This window comes from Phytoactinopolyspora halophila (assembly GCF_003287285.1).
GTDB classification, from domain to species: Bacteria; Actinomycetota; Actinomycetes; order Jiangellales; family Jiangellaceae; genus Phytoactinopolyspora_A; species Phytoactinopolyspora_A halophila.
The window spans coordinates 33,666-49,142 of the sequence record NZ_QMIG01000022.1; the positions used below are offsets into that span (position 1 = coordinate 33,666).

Below are 15,477 nucleotides of genomic sequence, written 5' to 3' on the forward strand. Positions count from 1 at the left end.
GGAGTCGCCATGCACGAGATCGGAGCAACACCATGAGCGCCGCGACCGAAGCGGACGGCTTGACGATCGAGGCCCCCGAATCGGTGGATGCGCCGTTGACGGTGTGGGACATCGCGTTCGAGTCGGCCCGGTCCGCGCCCGGGGAGTCCATTCCGGACTTCGTGAACGAGGTCAGCGTCACCTTCCAGGTGCCGCGCTCCGGTGACGTGGTGCTCGCCATCGCCGGCCCGGGCATCTTCGCGCCGGTCACCGGCACCCGGTTCGACAACGTCAGCCGGGGCAGCTCAGTCACGTCGCGCTGGCGGTGGGCAGCACCATTACGCGCCCAGCCGCCGCCGTACGACATGAACGTGGCCGCCACGGCAACGTTCGGCCCGCCCGGAGATCGCCGATCCGTCACCGCGAGCCGAGCGGTGACGGTCGAACCTCCACCCGCACCAGAAGACGATGTGTACGTCAGCGACATGGAGTTCTCCTGGGCCACGAACGGATACGGGCCGCTGGAGCGCGATGCGGCAAACGGCGAGCTCGACCCCGGCGACGGCGGGCCGATCCGGCTTGACGGCGACACCTACGAGAAGGGAATCGGAACGAACGCGCGCAGCCTGGTCGGGGTCTATCTCGGCGGGAACTGCACGCGGTTCTCCGCGGTCGTGGGTATCGACGACGTTCGAGGCGGCGCGGGAAGCGCGCAGTTCCGGGTCGTCGGAGACGGCGATGTGCTCTACGAAAGCCCGGTGATCACCGGCTCGTCTCCTGCGGAGCGCGTGTCGGTCAACGTCACCGGAATTCAACAGCTCGATCTCATCGCCGATCCGACCCCGGATGGTCAGGGCAACGACGGCGCGAACTGGGCCGATGCGCGGCTGGAGTGTGGGCAATGAGCAGAAACCGAATCTCGCGGCGGCAATTGTTCGAAGGTGGCGCCGGTCTGGCGGCCACGGCTGTGCTCGCACGCCCCTGGGCAGGCACATCGGGCCGGCCTCGGGGCCAAGCGGCCCGGCGCGTTCCCCTGACCACCGACTGGTTGTTCGGCGGGACGTACATCGACGGCAGTACCGCTCCCGAGTTCGACGACTCGGGATTCGAACGGGTCACGTTGCCGCACACGGTGACAGACCTCTCGTGGCGCAACTGGGATGTCGCGAGCTGGGAAGACCGGTGGATCTATCGCAGGCATATCGACCTGACCAGTGACATGGTGGACGGGCGCATCTTCGTCGACTTCGAGGGCGCGCTCACGGCGGCCACGCCGACGATCAACGGCACCGAGCTCGAGCAACACCTCGGCGGATACTTGCCGTTCAGCTACGAGCTCACCGACGCGGTACGCGAAGGGGACAACCTGCTGGCGGTGGTCGTCGATGCGCGATGGCTCGACGTGCCGCCGTCGGGACACGGCGACGGCGCCATCACGGTTGACTACTTGCAGCCGGGTGGCCTCTATCGCGACGTGACCCTCCGGGTGGTCCCGCGCGTATTCATCGACGACATGTTCGCCAAGCCCGTGGACGTCCTCTCCGCAGAACGACGCGTCGAGATCGAGGGCACGCTGGACGGCTCGGTACCCCTCACCGAACCCGCGCGGCTCGACATCCGGCTCATGGACGGAGATGACGAGCTCGCCCGCACGTCCACCGATGTCGAGCTGCCCGAACCGGGCCGGGCCACCGTCTCCGCCACACTCGATGATCTCCCGGACATCCGGCTGTGGGACGTCGACGACCCGCAGCTTTACGACGTGGTCGCGACCCTGGTGGTGGGCGACGAGCCGGTGCACGAGTACGACACCCGGATCGGGTTCCGCGAGGCGCGCTTCGAGGTGGACGGCTTCTACCTCAACGGCCGGCGCGTGAAGCTCTTCGGTCTGAATCGCCACCAGACCTACCCGTATGCCGGGATGGCCATGCCGGCTCGGGTGCAGCGCCGCGACGCCGAACTGCTCCGCAACGAGCTCAATTGCAACGCGGTCCGCTGTGCCCACTATCCCCAGTCGGCTGCCTTCATGGACGCGTGCGACGAGCTGGGCATGCTCGTATTCGAGGAGATACCCGGATGGCAATACGTCGGTGACGAGGCATGGCGGGATCTGGCAGTCCGGGATGTCGAGGTGATGGTCCGCCGTAACCGCAACCGGCCGTCGGTGATCCTCTGGGGTGTGCGGATCAACGAGTCGGGCAATTTCCCGGATTTCTACGCCCGCGCCGAGGAGGCGGCAAAGACGCTGGACGATTCCCGGCAGACATCCGGGGCGATGGTCGGGTGGCTGTACTCGCTCAACGACTTCCAGCACGATGTGTTCGCCTACAACAACCGCATGCTTTGCGAACAGCTACGATGTTAGACCCTATGGTGTTTTGTCAGCCGTGTCAACGCCTGCCCTTGCCATGCATCGCACGGTGCGCAACAATGGTTGCAGACTCACCACGAAGGGGAGGAAAAATGCGCGAACGCACGGTCCCGGAAGATTGGGTGCTACAACAGTGGCACGCCGAGGGCCTGTCGGTAGCTGAGATGGTTGACCGCATTGAAACTGAAACCGGCGAGAAGGTCACCAGCGAGGCGGTGCGGTGGCATCTGCGTCGTTTAGGTCTGCTCAAGCGTGCGCGTACGCTGCCTTGGGAGATGTCTGCCGACGACCGTCGGCGATACAAGGCTCAGCTCATCAAGTGGGCGTTTGATCGAGAAGCAGGCGTCAAGCTCAGCGAGCGCCATGAACGTTTGGTTGACAAATTCTTAGATGAATGCCGTCAAGAGCAAGTGGTTTGGGCGTACTCGGCAAGCTTGGGACTCAAGAAACTTCAAAGGTCTACGGTTCCACAGTCCAAGATCCATCCAACCCTGCCAATAGTGACGGTGGGGTTTAACTAGAAACTAGGAACATAGAGACCCACGCCCCCCTACGGGGGCGTGGGTCTTTTGTGTTTAGAACTAAGAATAAATTTCTAGAAACTAAGAACTTAGTTTATAAACATAGTTCTTGGTTCATGAACCACGTTGCGTCTCGGCCTGGCGGCCGAGACGCAAAATAACATATCTTCGCCCGTTGTGCAACTTCATCCTCGTCGAAAATTGTTTGAACGTTTATTGCATGATCAACAATAACGTTTAGGTACCAAGAGGTTTGAACGTCCGACCTGGGCCTTTTGCCCTTGAATCGTCACAGATAGAGTTTGTAACCGTGAGATGTTGTTGCGTTGTGTTGTGTGGCCTGATACCGTTCGCGGCAACGCAAATAAGGGTGGAAGGAGATGCAGGGTGGCTGCTAATGAATCGCGGGGGAGCCAGGCGGAGCCGTTCGATGAAGTGTTCGATGAGGAGCCCATGACGTGGGATGAGTATTGCGAATGGTTCTTTCATGATTACGGGGTCTATCCCTGACTTGACCCCGGTAAGAATCCCCGGCGAGCCGCCGGGGATTCTTTTTGGCTAGATACTTGCGTACCGTGCATCGCACGGTTACATTAGGAACATGGCCAACAGCACAGAGCGCGATTACGTGTCGTCGTCGTCGCTGAAGACATACCGAGAGTGCCCGCGCAAATACCAGTTGCGCTACGTCGAACGGGCACAGCAGCGCCCGATGATCGCGGGAGCTGCTGGCTCTGCGGTCCATTCAGCCACAGAGGTCATTGACCGCAAGGAGCTGTGGTGTGAAGAGGTCAACTCGTGACGGCGGCGGAAATGCCGCCACCTCAGGGGTTTGCTTCTGAGGATTGGTGTGAGCACTGGGAGCTTCCAAGTTATGCCTGCGCCCACTGCACAGGGCGGTGGGGGCCTAAGCGATTGGAGATCTTGTGGCCGTGGGAAAGCTAGCTACTCGGCTTGGACCTGGTTATTGGGTTCTGCTTCGTGGTGATCGAGTACGTCACCCACACATGTTCGCCGACGCGCGTGATGTTTGGGGTGAAGTGGTCGAAAAGGAGGACGGTGAGCCGGTCATTCTGTGGGACGGGTTACCGGATGGCCGGACATCATTGTTTATCCAGCGAGGTGCTCCGTGGGAGTACGCCGAGGATTTCGAGAACGCTATGGAAGCTAATGGCTTGAAGTGGGAGATTGAGCGGAGGGTGGAGGATGATCACGCTACAAGCTGATTTTCACGAGCTTCGTGAAGGTGACAACGTGGAGAATCCGCTTTTGGGGTTTCCGAACACCTGGGGAAGCGTCCACGAGTCTGATGGTCAGTTGTTGATTCTGTGGCCGCGTGGTGTCTGGGCAATGGCTGACGATTTTCGCCGCGAAGCTCAGCGAGCGGGAGCACCGTATCGAATTCAGCGAGTTGAGTGATGAGCAGCAATCCGGATGAAGAAATTATCCATATCTATCTTGGGGGCCATTATTTGGGTCCGGTATCGAAGATCCACCTCGAACAAGAGCAAGCAACTGGCAAGTCGTTAGGTTACGCGGTGGTTTCGGCTCTTCAGAGATCATGGGAGGTAAGCGATGAGCGACCTTGATGAGCTGGCTGAGGCCATTCTCGCTAGTGAGTGGCTCCGCCGGGACCGCGCCCGCGAGCGTGCCAAGGCCCTGGAAGAAGCGGCTAAAGGTATGCGTGCACACAAGAGTCCGGGTCATTGGAACCTCAGAGACCCGGAAGACCCGGAAACCTCTTACTCGCCTGACCGGTGGCTAGACGTTAAGGCAGCCCGCATCCGCAGTTACGCCGTGGGATTGGGTGGCAGCCGTGAAGTGTGATATCTGCGGGCGCTTCACCTTCGCTCTCCGCGAGTGGTGGGGGCTAGTGGCCAGGGCAACATGCGGCGGCCCTGACGGTGAGGCGTGTTGGCGATGCAAGCCAGAGCTTTTTGAGGAGGCCTGATGACCACGCCAACTGAAGGTGCGATCGAGGCGGCTTACCAGCGCCTGGACCCGATCGGCGATGGCTGGGCGATGGGCGACGGTCTCACGATCGAGGAGGTCGTCCGGGCGCTCGCCGACGCTGGCCTGTTGTGGCCAGAGATGCGCGAGGAGTGGGTGACCACAGATTTGATGGGCGAGCCCGAGGAATGGCGGGGAACATTTAGCTCGCGGGAAGAGGCTGAATTGTTTTCGGATGCATGTTGCAGTCAGGCTCCAATGCGCCGCTATGTGACCAACTGGGGAAAGGTCGATGATGACACCAACTGAACGTAATTGGGAAATTAGGCATGACGGCGTTGTTCAGGTGCACGGCCGTTATGGATTCTACGATTTGTTCTTGGGGTCAACTCAAAACAATGAACTTCGCGTGGCCCTCGGCCCGATGGGGTACGGCGATGCCAGGACTGTGGGGTTTTTCAACCAGGATGACTTGATGGAGGCTGTGCAGGCAGCGCGACCGGATGCTGATTTGCTCACTGCACCGATTGTTCAGGGTGAGCTGCGAGAGGCGCTGGCAAGGCGTTTGCTTGATACTCCTGGTGACTATCCGGGAGACGAGGAGGCGCATAAGTGGGCGTTGCATATGATCGACGCCCTCCTCCCTACCATCAACGCTTATGTGGCTGAGAAGAGTGCAGATATGGCCGAGAAGGCGTGGGGTGAGGGCTTTAAGAGTGGGTATCGGTTTTGCGAAAGTGACGGTTTTGATGACAACGTAATTCGAAATCCGTATTCGGGGTTGTGATGCAGGAGACGGAAACTCAAGAGCTTTTCGGTGAGTGGTTCGACCGTCATTTGCAAGAGGAACTGAAAAAGACCGACTTCCCGCTCGAAGAATGGATCCACACCGGGAAGGCCACTAAGGAGTGGCCTGACAAGGAAAGCATTGATTGGTGGACCACGCATGGTCCGGCAATGCTTCAGCGTTTCGCGGAGTGGAGAAAGGCCAAAGGATGGCCCATCTGGGTCACCCCAGATGGGCAGAGGGCTATCGAGTTGGAGTACAAGGTTCCGTGGATTGAAGACAAAGCATTTTATGGATTTATCGACCGGATATATGTTCATCCTTACACCGGTGAGTTGATTGTTGTCGACATCAAGAGTGGCTCAAGTTACCCAAACGAACGCCAGCTCGGCGAGTATGCGTGCGCCATTGAGGAAGAGTACGGCGTTCGGCCGCGCTGGGGCATGTACCTGATGTTACGCAGGGATCCAGAAAAGCAGGTGATGGTTGACCTAAGCGAGGAACGGTTTTCGGTCGAATACTTGAAGCGTGAAAGCCAAGAAATTCAAAAGGGTATCGACAATCAGGTGTTTTTCACCGTGCCATCAAGCCTGTGTAACACGTGCACGGTGGCTAAGCATTGTGTGGAAGGAAAGAAGTAGAGATAGCACGACATCACAGCGTTGAGGCAATCGAGCAGTTCTTTGAATATTCACATCTTTCGCCAGACCTAAAAGATGTGTCGGAGGTCATGTGGACTGCCAAGACCGAAATCTTGGATTGAATTGTGGATGACATCCCAGAGCTTACAGCGGGACTGCGGAAGTTGTTGGAGGCGAAGGATTGTTTTGTGCGAGCAAAGCTTTTGGAGCGTGAGTAATGACCGAAAACGAACTTATGGAGTATGCGCGATTTGTGATTCGCGACCATGGTAAGGATGTTGAGTATATCAGCTTGTTCGAGTTGTTTGATGAGTACGCTCCTGACGGTGTGGAGCTAGGGGAAGAAGACGCGGAGCGTGTTCTGGACCTGATCAATCAAGCAGTGGTGGAGGTTTCATGGTGAGCAAAGAGCAGGAACGAAATTCAAAGGTATTTCGCCTGGAAGTGCCTGTCATGGATTCGGAAGACGCGGCGGCGCTGCTAAGCGTACTAATTGGCGAGGGTTTCGCGCCAAATTATTTTACGCTGGATGTGAGCGATGAGGAGTATCAGGCCAAGATTCGCGAAGGCATGAGTGGCGTGGCGCTTACCTACAACCCCAGGGCGGCAGCATGAGTGATCACAAGGTGAATGTCACCCTCAAGGCGGGAACCGGTTATGACGCCCCGTGGATCGTGATTGGTGGCGAAAGCGCAGAAGAAGTGAACGAGCTTTTGCGTGAGGCACGATCCGGCCCTCAGGGCGGATCGCTGCTAGAGCTAGTGGTGGAAACATCGCGAGGATATCGCGGACTGTTCGCTGCCGCTGAGGAATTGACCGATCCTCCGGAGTTTGTCCAGAAGGACAACTCGGAGCCAAAGGCCGAGAAGCCCAAGAGCACCAAGCCTGCGAAGAAGGCGCCACCCAAGAAGACCGCTCCGAAAAAGGCTTTTGAAGAAACGGAGGTCCAGGAGCCCTCTGAGGTGTCGAATTCTCTTGAAGCGAAGATCGCATCTGCCGCTGATGGCGATGCGCTTAAGACCCTGTACAGGCTGAATAAGGCTCGCTGGACAAACGAGCACACAGAGCTGGCGCGTAAGCGCCGTGAGGAGCTGGAGATCGCATGAACTGGAAGAAGCCAGGATCGGCAGCGCCCACGTCGTTCTTTAAGAATGACGAGCATCGAGGTGAGCTTTTGGGTGTTGAGGTGCTTGAGGTGACCAAGGAAGATGGAAAGTACGGCGAGAAGCCTGTCACGTATGGGAACGTGACTGTGTTTGAAACCGGCGAAACGTTCACTCGTGCCAAATTAATGGGCAGCGCTTTGGCCCGCCAGCTTCGCTCTAAGGTGGGCGAACAAGTGCTCGGTCGCCTGGTCAAGGAGCGGGCTTCTGAGGGTAGCCCCGAGTCGTGGTGGTTGAAGGACCCCACTGACCAGGACATCGAGATCGCCAACGGCGGTGCGGTCGCGTCATCTGACGATGACGACGACGATATTCCGCCGTGGGAGCAGTAATGCGACGCAAGCGTGCAGCAGAAGTCCGATATGTGGGCTGTTCCCACGGGGGCGACCTGCGGGAAAGGTTGAAGACGATTGAAGGTGAGCTTTCGCGCCTTCGGACAACGGCGCGCGCTGCCGTAGGGCTTCTTGAGCCGGAAGATCGAGAGCGAGTAAGGGGAGCCCGGGACCAAAAGCGCGAGTTGGAGTTGATGGCATTCGAGCGCATGTCTGTTCGTGATCGCCAGCGGTATGTGATTGAGCAGATTCAGGAACTGAGGGATCGATAATGGATCCGGTTGTTTGGCTCGGCCTTGTCGTTTTCGGGTTGCTGATCGTGGCTCTGGTTCTCACCCCTCCACCCAGGAGGTAGGTGATGGTCCGGCGTGGCCTGCTGGCTACTGCGGATCTGGAGTTGGAGCGGACACAGAGGGAACGGAAAGGAAAAGCGGGGCGCTACTACGCCCCGCTTGACCCACCCTCTGAGGCCCCAGCCCTGCCAGAGCTGAGTTTTCGAGAGGCTCTCCGTCAGGAAAGGGAGATGCTCGGATTCTACATCACTGGCCATCCGCTTGACTACCTGAGCAGAGACATAGAGCAGGGTGCCAGTACTTCGGCAGATGTGCGCGACGGGGTCGACGGACGCAAGCTCACGCTAGTGGGACTAGTCCTGGACGTCGAGAAGAAGTCCATTCGCAACAACAACACCATGGCCAAGTTTTCCGTTGAGGATTCGTCAGGTCGGTGCTTGGCGCATGCGTTTGGTCAGGTGGCGGAGGGCGCCTTTGACGGCGCCCTCGCCAGGCTCTTCGGTCAAATTGTCGTTCGTGACGAACAGCCGGAGTTTCGTGTCAAGAAGGCCGACTTACTGGAGGAATGGTGACTTGGCCCGCAACTTACGACGGAGAGACAGATAATGCTGACGCTTTCTGGGGCGATGAAGAGGAAAGACGGTGGTGGCGAACCCTTGCCGCAGGTTTTTCCCCAGCTGGAGCATCCGTGGAAAGCGCGGATCCGGCGTAAAGAGTTCACGCAGGTTTCGGCTCAGTCGGGCGTTGGCAAGTCGAAGTTGGCTTTGTGGATGGCAGTGCGTTGGGTCGTTGACCATAACCTGGTGGGGCTGTATTTCAGCGCTGACTCGCCCGAACGTGTGCAAACGGTTCGGGCGTTGTCAATGCTGAATGGCCAGAGCACGGAGAAGAGCGAGGCTCAGTATCGTGCGACCGAGTTTGACGACCTTGAGCGGCTACAGGGTTTGGAGTGGAGCTTCGAACCAGACATCACTTTTGATGCTATCGAAGAGGAGATTGCTGCGTTTGATGAGAAGTGGGGTGCTACGCCGGATTTTATCATCATGGACAACCTCTTCGACGTCGAGACTGATGCCGCCGATGAGTGGGCTGCCGTGCGTGAAGCCAGCCGGACCCTCGCGGGGGTCGGCTGGCGCACCAATTCGGCCGTGATTGGCCTGCACCACGTGTCTGATGGCGAGTACAAGAGCGTTTGCCCGTCGCGTGACCGGGTACTCGGCAAGGCCTCCGTGAAGCAGAGCCTGATGCTAACTATGGGCGATCACGATCCGCAGAGGGGGCAACCCGTGGCGGTCGTGAAGCACCGCCACGGGCCTTCTGACAGAAGTGGCAATTCTGCTGTATGGATTCCACACAACCCACAGACGATGACGTTCGGAGATATCTCGTGATTACCACCACGGATCCGCAATGTCCGAAGTGTAGACGTGTTGGCGATGGCGTGCGTTTTCACTGTGCTGGCAGCGGAATGTGTACGTGGATCAACTGTGATTATTGTCGATTGACATCTTGCACGCGCACCAGTCGCCAAAAAACACTGGAGTAGATATGTGCAACGAACCGTTCGTTGAAGATATGTGCAACGACTGTGTGCACGAAGTTTCTCTTGCCGAGGAGGACGGCAGGCTCGCCATTCAACTACAGGAAGCGATGGATCGCCGTGACTGAAAAAAAGAAACTTTCTGTTGAGCGCCGCATAATGGGTGCTTCGCTTTTTCTTGAAGTCTACGCCGATGAAGATGATTTGCGTTACGACACATGGCGGATTCTTGAGGAAGCAGAGCGGCTGGTCCTGGACTTAGAGGAAAAAATAGCTGACGAGGTGTTCGATGGCCAGACGTAAGAACGTTGGTCGCGTGCAGCGCAAACAAGTTGATGGCGGCAAAGAGCCGAATCGATATGTTGATGAGATCACGATAGATGTGCGCGTAGCATACCCGCCGCATGCGGATCCGGAAGACGTTAAGGATGTGCTTCGTGACACATATTCAGATGTCTTCAACGAATTGTGTGTGGAGTTCACGGATGGCGACTAGTCGTGTAAGAAGAGGTCGCAAAACGCAGGAGTTGCTCGCCGAATGGTTCAATAATCGTGGCTGGTTTCAGGCCCGCTCGCGACCGGCATCATTGCCTGGCATGGACATTGAGGGCATGCCAGGCTGGGCACCTGAAGTAAAGGCTACGCGAGATGGTTCTCTGACGGCTGCCGTAAGGCAGGCCGTCAAGAACGCTGAAAACGATACGCCATTTGTGGTGTGGCGCCCTGACGGCTATGGCCCAGAAAAGATTGACCAGTGGCTTGTGGTGCTGCCACTGGGCGTTTTCACACCGATGATGCGAGAACTAGAGGGCTGGGCTGGTGAGTAAATTCGTCCACAGAAAGAAAGGCAAGACGGCCACCCAGGAGGGTGGCCGTTCTGCTCAGTTGGTCAACCTGCTAGCCGAATATGACGTCGACGTCATCCCCGAACACGGCAATCAGCAAGTCCGTTGCCCCTGGCACGGGGAAGACCGGACGCCCTCGGCGTCCGTACATTACGAGCGAGGGCTGTTTCACTGCTTCACGTGCGGGATGGCTGGTGACGTGTTTGAGCTACTGATGAAAACGAGAGGAATGAGCTTTGGCGAGGCCGTCGAGTACGCAAAAAAGAGCCTTGGAGGAGGCGGCCCGGACGTATCACGAGAGCCTACTGGAGAACGAGCGGGCCGCTTTGTATCTAGATCGCAGGGGGCTGTGGACGGACGAGGCGGTCGATGGGTTCCGTCTCGGATACGTCGAGGAGCCGATTCTTGATGAACATGAACATTATCGGGGCCGGATTTCGATACCATACCTGACCCCAGCGGGAGTCTCGACAATTAAGTTCCGCTGCATCAAAGACCACGACTGCAAGGGCATTGACAGGCATGCCAAATACCTCCCGGGCAATGACCTGTTGTACAACGTGCAGGCGCTTCATGATGCCGATGAGCGCATTTATGTTCTGGAAGGCGAGTTCAACGCGATTGTCATGGAGCTGATTGGTTGCCCCACATTGGCGACTGGTAGCGCAGCCAAATGGTATCCGCACTGGACTCGTCTGCTGGAATCGTATCCGGAAGTCGTTGTTGTGCGTGATCCTGATGATGCTGGCAAAGCATTCGCAAAGAAGGTTAGGGACCAAGTGAGCTGGGCTCGTGTCATTGAGATGCCAGAGGGTGAGGATCCTAACAGCATTTACGTTAATTATGGTCCGGATGAACTTGAAAATCGTTTGACTTAAAGTCATAATCAAAGTAGTGAAGGTAGTCGGTAATGCCTGACCCAGGCTAACCCCGGCCGAGGATTGAGTTGGGCGAAACGAGCGCCTGAGAGACGAGGGAAAATTGCGGGTTTTGTATCTCGATATCGAGACGTCGCCGCATCTGGCGCATGTGTGGGGCTTGTGGCAGCAAAACATCTCTCTTGCACAGCTTCAGCAGGCAACAGAGATGCTGTCATTTGCGGCCAAGTGGCGTGGCGAGAAGAAAATTCACTTCTATTCGGGGGGCTACAACCCTGATGGCGTGGGCAATGAGCAAATGGTCGAGGCAGCGCACAGCCTACTCGACCAGGCTGATGTGGTGGTCCACTTCAACGGCAAGAAATTCGACGTTCCGCACCTAAATCGCGAATTCAAGGCTGCGGGGCTGGCCCCGCCAGCCCCTTACAAGCAACTTGACATTCTGGAGACGGTACGACGTCGGTTCAAGTTGGCCAGCAACAAGCTTGCCTATGTGGCTCATTGGCTTGGACTTGAGAATAAGGCGCCGCATGAAGGACACGAGCTGTGGGTGAAGTGCCTGGCGGGGGACCAGAAAGCTTGGCGCACCATGCGCACATACAACAAGCGCGACGTCACGCTGCTGGAAGAGGTCCACAACGAGTTGAAGCCGTGGCTGGTCAACTCCCCGAATGTAGCGCTACATGACGGCCTGGAGGGGGACCATTGCCGCGAATGTGGCAGCGGAAACCTTCGTCGTGAAGGCTACGCCTTCACCAAACAGGGCAAGTTTCAGCAATACCAGTGCCGCGTGTGCGGCTCGTGGTCGCGTGGCGGTAAGGCGATTAATCGGGTGGATCTGCGTGAGGTGGCGGCGTGAGTTACACAATAGAAGACCAGATTATCAAAATCATAATAACCCACGACCCCTGGGATGGAAACGCGGAGTTGGTCAAGAAGATTGCCAACGCGGTGCGCGAGCGAGTGCGCGTACAGGTTTCTGACGAGTTGTGGTTGATGGTTGATGAGTGGAACGACCATCACGTGGGGGTCTTCGGGGAAGACGACCCGCCAGTGTATGCGCGCGGTGTGCGTAACGGTCTCGTGCTAGCAGCTCGGGCGGTTGGTAATGACTGAGCTGACCAAGTACGAGTGGGACACCGCCATTAAAGTAGCAGAATATTCGGGTCAACGCTATCCAGGCGTTGACCCGGACGAAGTGCTCAGTGAAATCGGTGAGTGGATTGCCCTGAACTGGAACAAAATTGAAGCGTGGCGTGAAGAAAAGTATGGTCATGACACTTACTATGGCTACATTCGCAATGTAGCCATAGATGCTTGCGAGCGCATTATAGCCCTAGAGCGTGGCGGTGACCCTGAGGACACTTACCGTTATTCCTTTGCGGAGCTGCGAGCGTACTTGCCATACGCCATTGATGACGAGTGGTATTTGGGCAAGCAGGACGGTGTTGACGTCGAGGTGCGCGGTGGTTCGGATCCGTCCAAGGTCAACAACTGGCAAGAGACCATGATGGACGTTCGAGACGCGTACTTTTCGTTGTCGTCACAGGACCAGCAAGTGCTACAGCATGGCATGGCGGTCGCCTGGGACTGGGAGAAGTTGGCGATTCGATGCTCGGCGCCCGGACCTGAGGCAGCACGCAAGGTTGTGCAGCGCACACTAGAGAAGATGCGAGAATTCTTGGGCAACTCTGCGGTACGCATCTATGGCGAGTTCACTGGAACTCGCAACAATCCAGAATGCAGTTATGACGCGCATGCCGAAGAGACTGCGCGTGTGAACGATCGGGTGTTTAGCTGATGCGAGTGATGTTTCCGGACGGTGGCTACGTTGATGTCGAGGAGGATTGGCTGTCTCCGTTAACTCGCGAAGATCTACAGCGTCTACTGCAAAAGGACCAAAGTGAGATGGTAGAGAAGTTTCACGAAGACCGGCTCGAAAACGACACCTTCAAAACATTCGAAGAGGCGCGCCAGCTTTTGCTTCGCAAGCACCAGGATTATGGTGCGAAGAATATCAGCGAATCACCCGGAGGGCCGCTCAACGGCCTCCGGGTGCGGATGTGGGACAAGCAGGCGCGAATCAATAATCTGGTCGACTCGAATGCAGGACCGACCAATGAGAGTTTGCGCGACTCGTTTCTGGACATGCTCAACTACTCGGCGATCGCGCTCATGGTGCTAGATGGACGGTGGCCCGATGAGTGATCCGGGAGTGGGTGAGCCGGGAGCCGGGCTCCCCAGGGAGTTTGGGAACTTCATGCCGTTGCCCTGTTCGCCAGACGAGCTGCGCGAGTTTCTGTCGGGGATCGAAGAGACCCAGGAGCAGGTGAAGCTTGGCCGAGTGTCTGTGGGTGTGGTTTCAGGGAAGTTCCCGGAGCAGCCGCTTCTTCTTTACTGGCATGGGCGTGAGGTGAAAGAAGGCAGTGAACGAGGGGGGGGGTTGACCTGATGGGCAGTACGTCTCGGCTCTTCGCTCGTATCTGGGAAGACAGGCTTCGATGGGAGTTGTGGCTTCACCCTCGCCGCGATCATGTGGTCAATGCGATTATTGCCAACCAGCTCACAACTCGCGAGATTGATTTGGTCTTTCTCGAAGCCGAGTATGAAGGCTGGCGCTGGTTGCTTGGCGAAAAGTCATGAAACAAAAAAGGCCCTGCCAGAAGGCGGGGCCTTTTTCATGCAGCGTCTTCTAGGATGCCGATTTTTCCGCCTCGATAGCGTCCACGTGGTCGTGAAAAATGTGTGGATTCATTTGTGACGGCCGAATGAACCTCGACCTTGTTCCTGGTACCCCACGCAGCCATACGTAGCGTGAAAAGCGAATAGAAACGTAGAGGCAACAGAACGAAGAGGCTGAGGTATCCGTATAGCGGAGCGACGCTAAAAGATGTAAGCCGGGACCAAATGCTCTGATCTCGCCTACGCAGGTCAAAATACCTGACCGCTCGTGTGGCGGCCATGAGGCCGACAAAGATCAGGTACTGGAGTGCGAGAATCTGGCCGGTAACAATCGGATGGATCAACACCACGTAGACGAGAATGGTCGAAAAGATCGCCCATTGTGCCATCTCCATTAGCGTCAACCACCAGGCGCATCGCCCAGGTCCAAGATTACGTAACGCCCAGATGGACTCGCGAAAAAAGGAGCGGCCCCAGCGCGCTTGTTGGCGCACGAAATGCCCGAGCTTCTCAGGTACCGCTGTGTGGCTGATGGAGCCTTCCACCAGCACTACGCGGCCCTCGGTGAGCAACCTGTTGGTCATGTGTCGGTCGTCTCCGACGACCGCTGGTCGACCAAAAAATGTTTGGTCTAGAAAGTCGTCCAGGTGACGCATGACCATGTTGGCCCGGTAGAAGGCCAGTGCGCCGCACACGCACAGCACCGACCCAAACTTAGAGTACGCGGCGCGTTCGCCAAGGAACGAGTTAATGTAGCGCACATCCTGAAGGCGTGTGATGATGTTCTTGTTATAGTTGCTTGGCAGCACGATTCCCGTGGCTGCCGCCGTCTTGCGAGACCGGAACGGACGCATGCCCTCGTAAATAGCGTTGGGCTCCAGGTATGAGTCTGAGTCCACGCATAGGAACACGTCCACACGTCCAGCTAGCGCCCGGAAGCCCTCCCCGAGGGCTTCTCGCTTACCCAAGTTGGACTGTTGACGAATGACGCTGATGTGATCATACCAAGCCGCGTATTCTTGTGCGGCATCATGGCCATCGAGGCTCCTCGAATGATCATCAATGATCACGATGTGTGTTGGCTGAAAGGTTTGATTCAGGATCGAACCCAGGCATTGCCGCAGCAGCTCTGGGTCCTCGTTGTACAAAGTGACGATGACGCCCACCCGCATGCGCGGGTTGGGCGCTGGCCAGCGCTTGGCTGGCAACAGAGACAGGAGCAGTTTGGTGCCCAGGATGGTGAAAACGGCTACGCCGTACAGGCTGGCCGCACCATACGTGGACCATCGCGTGACGACCAGGGAGGCGGCGGCGCCGAACAGCGCGATTGACACAATGGGCAAACGCTTGACTATGGCTGATGGCACCACCCCCACGTGATGATCGTTGATCTTGCGTAGCATAAAACCCCCCAAACATCCCCGACTGGACGATACCGCCCAAGTCGGATGTGTCAAGCTTGGACATAAGAGAGGCCCACCCTTCAAGAGGGTGG

At 57.4% G+C, this 15,477-nt stretch carries 24 protein-coding genes and 1 pseudogene; 24 read left to right on the forward strand and 1 reads right to left on the reverse strand.

The genetic code is table 11. The annotated features are described in order from the left end of the window. Nucleotides 1-32: 32 nt before the first annotated feature. The 24 genes and pseudogenes from DPM12_RS17440 (at nucleotide 33) to DPM12_RS17545 (ending at nucleotide 13,943) form a co-directional block, all read left to right on the forward strand. Nucleotides 33-884 carry an NPCBM/NEW2 domain-containing protein gene (locus DPM12_RS17440; RefSeq protein ID WP_112259629.1) on the forward strand — a complete coding sequence of 284 codons (852 nt, stop codon included), beginning with the start codon at nucleotides 33-35 and terminating at the stop codon, nucleotides 882-884. Continuing rightward, on the forward strand, nucleotides 881-2,344 hold the full coding sequence (locus DPM12_RS17445; RefSeq protein ID WP_112259630.1) for a glycoside hydrolase family 2 protein: 1,464 nt from the start codon (nucleotides 881-883) through the stop codon (nucleotides 2,342-2,344). The genes DPM12_RS17440 and DPM12_RS17445 overlap by 4 nt, the downstream gene beginning before the upstream one ends. 98 nt (nucleotides 2,345-2,442) lie before the next feature. Further along, nucleotides 2,443-2,871: a hypothetical protein gene (locus tag DPM12_RS17450; protein ID WP_112259631.1), complete on the forward strand. Its 429-nt coding sequence runs from the start codon at nucleotides 2,443-2,445 to the stop codon at nucleotides 2,869-2,871. A gap of 601 nt (nucleotides 2,872-3,472) precedes the next feature. Next, complete coding sequence (locus DPM12_RS17455) at nucleotides 3,473-3,673, forward strand: PD-(D/E)XK nuclease family protein (RefSeq protein WP_112259632.1); 201 nt, start codon at nucleotides 3,473-3,475, stop codon at nucleotides 3,671-3,673. Between the two features lie 404 nt (nucleotides 3,674-4,077). Next, a complete protein-coding gene (locus tag DPM12_RS22835; RefSeq protein WP_123788257.1) occupies nucleotides 4,078-4,290 on the forward strand; it encodes a hypothetical protein in 213 nt (70 codons plus the stop codon). Nucleotides 4,291-4,821: 531 nt separating this feature from the next. Beyond that, a complete protein-coding gene (locus DPM12_RS17465; RefSeq protein WP_112259634.1) occupies nucleotides 4,822-5,130 on the forward strand; it encodes a hypothetical protein in 309 nt (102 codons plus the stop codon). Beyond that, nucleotides 5,114-5,608 (forward strand): hypothetical protein, encoded by a 495-nt coding sequence (locus tag DPM12_RS17470; RefSeq protein ID WP_123788259.1) that lies wholly within the window; start codon nucleotides 5,114-5,116, stop codon nucleotides 5,606-5,608. Before DPM12_RS17465 ends, DPM12_RS17470 begins: the two co-directional genes overlap by 17 nt. Further along, a complete protein-coding gene (locus DPM12_RS17475) occupies nucleotides 5,608-6,249 on the forward strand; it encodes a PD-(D/E)XK nuclease family protein (RefSeq protein ID WP_112259636.1) in 642 nt (213 codons plus the stop codon). The genes DPM12_RS17470 and DPM12_RS17475 overlap by 1 nt, the downstream gene beginning before the upstream one ends. A gap of 217 nt (nucleotides 6,250-6,466) precedes the next feature. Then, nucleotides 6,467-6,652: a hypothetical protein gene (locus DPM12_RS17485; protein ID WP_112259637.1), complete on the forward strand. Its 186-nt coding sequence runs from the start codon at nucleotides 6,467-6,469 to the stop codon at nucleotides 6,650-6,652. Further along, nucleotides 6,646-6,864: a hypothetical protein gene (locus DPM12_RS22840; RefSeq protein WP_123788261.1), complete on the forward strand. Its 219-nt coding sequence runs from the start codon at nucleotides 6,646-6,648 to the stop codon at nucleotides 6,862-6,864. Before DPM12_RS17485 ends, DPM12_RS22840 begins: the two co-directional genes overlap by 7 nt. Then, entirely contained in the window at nucleotides 6,861-7,355 is a 495-nt protein-coding gene (locus DPM12_RS17490; protein WP_123788263.1) for a hypothetical protein, read from the forward strand. The genes DPM12_RS22840 and DPM12_RS17490 overlap by 4 nt, the downstream gene beginning before the upstream one ends. Continuing rightward, nucleotides 7,352-7,744 (forward strand): hypothetical protein, encoded by a 393-nt coding sequence (locus tag DPM12_RS17495; protein ID WP_112259639.1) that lies wholly within the window; start codon nucleotides 7,352-7,354, stop codon nucleotides 7,742-7,744. The genes DPM12_RS17490 and DPM12_RS17495 overlap by 4 nt, the downstream gene beginning before the upstream one ends. Before the next feature lie 358 nt (nucleotides 7,745-8,102). Continuing rightward, nucleotides 8,103-8,609 carry a hypothetical protein gene (locus DPM12_RS17500; protein ID WP_112259640.1) on the forward strand — a complete coding sequence of 169 codons (507 nt, stop codon included), beginning with the start codon at nucleotides 8,103-8,105 and terminating at the stop codon, nucleotides 8,607-8,609. A 33-nt stretch (nucleotides 8,610-8,642) separates the two neighbouring features. Continuing rightward, entirely contained in the window at nucleotides 8,643-9,428 is a 786-nt protein-coding gene (locus DPM12_RS17505; protein WP_112259641.1) for an AAA family ATPase, read from the forward strand. Between the two features lie 269 nt (nucleotides 9,429-9,697). Continuing rightward, nucleotides 9,698-9,880 carry a hypothetical protein gene (locus DPM12_RS22845; RefSeq protein ID WP_123788265.1) on the forward strand — a complete coding sequence of 61 codons (183 nt, stop codon included), beginning with the start codon at nucleotides 9,698-9,700 and terminating at the stop codon, nucleotides 9,878-9,880. Continuing rightward, the gene (locus tag DPM12_RS22850) at nucleotides 9,867-10,073 is read left to right on the forward strand and encodes a hypothetical protein (protein WP_123788267.1); all 207 of its coding nucleotides are present in this window, start codon (nucleotides 9,867-9,869) and stop codon (nucleotides 10,071-10,073) included. Before DPM12_RS22845 ends, DPM12_RS22850 begins: the two co-directional genes overlap by 14 nt. Continuing rightward, a complete protein-coding gene (locus tag DPM12_RS22855; RefSeq protein WP_123788269.1) occupies nucleotides 10,063-10,404 on the forward strand; it encodes a hypothetical protein in 342 nt (113 codons plus the stop codon). Before DPM12_RS22850 ends, DPM12_RS22855 begins: the two co-directional genes overlap by 11 nt. Further along, nucleotides 10,397-10,675, forward strand: a pseudogene (locus tag DPM12_RS24525) (CHC2 zinc finger domain-containing protein); the annotation flags it as partial. The gene DPM12_RS22855 and the pseudogene DPM12_RS24525, both read left to right, overlap by 8 nt. A gap of 16 nt (nucleotides 10,676-10,691) precedes the next feature. Next, a complete protein-coding gene (locus DPM12_RS23965; RefSeq protein WP_123788271.1) occupies nucleotides 10,692-11,300 on the forward strand; it encodes a toprim domain-containing protein in 609 nt (202 codons plus the stop codon). A 112-nt stretch (nucleotides 11,301-11,412) separates the two neighbouring features. Beyond that, the gene (locus tag DPM12_RS17520) at nucleotides 11,413-12,159 is read left to right on the forward strand and encodes a ribonuclease H-like domain-containing protein (protein WP_112259644.1); all 747 of its coding nucleotides are present in this window, start codon (nucleotides 11,413-11,415) and stop codon (nucleotides 12,157-12,159) included. After that, on the forward strand, nucleotides 12,156-12,416 hold the full coding sequence (locus DPM12_RS17525; protein WP_112259645.1) for a hypothetical protein: 261 nt from the start codon (nucleotides 12,156-12,158) through the stop codon (nucleotides 12,414-12,416). The genes DPM12_RS17520 and DPM12_RS17525 overlap by 4 nt, the downstream gene beginning before the upstream one ends. Beyond that, nucleotides 12,409-13,101 (forward strand): hypothetical protein, encoded by a 693-nt coding sequence (locus DPM12_RS22865; RefSeq protein WP_123788273.1) that lies wholly within the window; start codon nucleotides 12,409-12,411, stop codon nucleotides 13,099-13,101. The genes DPM12_RS17525 and DPM12_RS22865 overlap by 8 nt, the downstream gene beginning before the upstream one ends. Continuing rightward, a complete protein-coding gene (locus tag DPM12_RS17535) occupies nucleotides 13,101-13,508 on the forward strand; it encodes a nucleotide modification associated domain-containing protein (RefSeq protein ID WP_112259647.1) in 408 nt (135 codons plus the stop codon). The genes DPM12_RS22865 and DPM12_RS17535 overlap by 1 nt, the downstream gene beginning before the upstream one ends. A gap of 243 nt (nucleotides 13,509-13,751) precedes the next feature. Beyond that, nucleotides 13,752-13,943, forward strand: a complete 192-nt coding sequence (locus tag DPM12_RS17545) for a hypothetical protein (RefSeq protein WP_112259649.1) — start codon at nucleotides 13,752-13,754, stop codon at nucleotides 13,941-13,943. 35 nt (nucleotides 13,944-13,978) lie between these two features. Here the strand turns inward: DPM12_RS17545 and DPM12_RS17550 are convergent, their stop codons facing one another. Continuing rightward, a complete protein-coding gene (locus DPM12_RS17550) occupies nucleotides 13,979-15,385 on the reverse strand; it encodes a glycosyltransferase (protein ID WP_158542936.1) in 1,407 nt (468 codons plus the stop codon). Nucleotides 15,386-15,477: the final 92 nt, after the last annotated feature.

Coding starts and splice junctions, on each gene's coding strand:
- DPM12_RS17440 (WP_112259629.1), top strand. CDS start 33: ATGAGCGCCGCGACCGAAGCGGACGGCTTGACGATCGAGGCCCCCGAA.
- DPM12_RS17445 (WP_112259630.1), top strand. CDS start 881: ATGAGCAGAAACCGAATCTCGCGGCGGCAATTGTTCGAAGGTGGCGCC.
- DPM12_RS17450 (WP_112259631.1), top strand. CDS start 2,443: ATGCGCGAACGCACGGTCCCGGAAGATTGGGTGCTACAACAGTGGCAC.
- DPM12_RS17455 (WP_112259632.1), top strand. CDS start 3,473: ATGGCCAACAGCACAGAGCGCGATTACGTGTCGTCGTCGTCGCTGAAG.
- DPM12_RS22835 (WP_123788257.1), top strand. CDS start 4,078: ATGATCACGCTACAAGCTGATTTTCACGAGCTTCGTGAAGGTGACAAC.
- DPM12_RS17465 (WP_112259634.1), top strand. CDS start 4,822: ATGACCACGCCAACTGAAGGTGCGATCGAGGCGGCTTACCAGCGCCTG.
- DPM12_RS17470 (WP_123788259.1), top strand. CDS start 5,114: ATGATGACACCAACTGAACGTAATTGGGAAATTAGGCATGACGGCGTT.
- DPM12_RS17475 (WP_112259636.1), top strand. CDS start 5,608: ATGCAGGAGACGGAAACTCAAGAGCTTTTCGGTGAGTGGTTCGACCGT.
- DPM12_RS17485 (WP_112259637.1), top strand. CDS start 6,467: ATGACCGAAAACGAACTTATGGAGTATGCGCGATTTGTGATTCGCGAC.
- DPM12_RS22840 (WP_123788261.1), top strand. CDS start 6,646: ATGGTGAGCAAAGAGCAGGAACGAAATTCAAAGGTATTTCGCCTGGAA.
- DPM12_RS17490 (WP_123788263.1), top strand. CDS start 6,861: ATGAGTGATCACAAGGTGAATGTCACCCTCAAGGCGGGAACCGGTTAT.
- DPM12_RS17495 (WP_112259639.1), top strand. CDS start 7,352: ATGAACTGGAAGAAGCCAGGATCGGCAGCGCCCACGTCGTTCTTTAAG.
- DPM12_RS17500 (WP_112259640.1), top strand. CDS start 8,103: ATGGTCCGGCGTGGCCTGCTGGCTACTGCGGATCTGGAGTTGGAGCGG.
- DPM12_RS17505 (WP_112259641.1), top strand. CDS start 8,643: ATGCTGACGCTTTCTGGGGCGATGAAGAGGAAAGACGGTGGTGGCGAA.
- DPM12_RS22850 (WP_123788267.1), top strand. CDS start 9,867: ATGGCCAGACGTAAGAACGTTGGTCGCGTGCAGCGCAAACAAGTTGAT.
- DPM12_RS22855 (WP_123788269.1), top strand. CDS start 10,063: ATGGCGACTAGTCGTGTAAGAAGAGGTCGCAAAACGCAGGAGTTGCTC.
- DPM12_RS22865 (WP_123788273.1), top strand. CDS start 12,409: ATGACTGAGCTGACCAAGTACGAGTGGGACACCGCCATTAAAGTAGCA.
- DPM12_RS17535 (WP_112259647.1), top strand. CDS start 13,101: ATGCGAGTGATGTTTCCGGACGGTGGCTACGTTGATGTCGAGGAGGAT.
- DPM12_RS17545 (WP_112259649.1), top strand. CDS start 13,752: ATGGGCAGTACGTCTCGGCTCTTCGCTCGTATCTGGGAAGACAGGCTT.
- DPM12_RS17550 (WP_158542936.1), bottom strand. CDS start 15,385: ATGCTACGCAAGATCAACGATCATCACGTGGGGGTGGTGCCATCAGCC.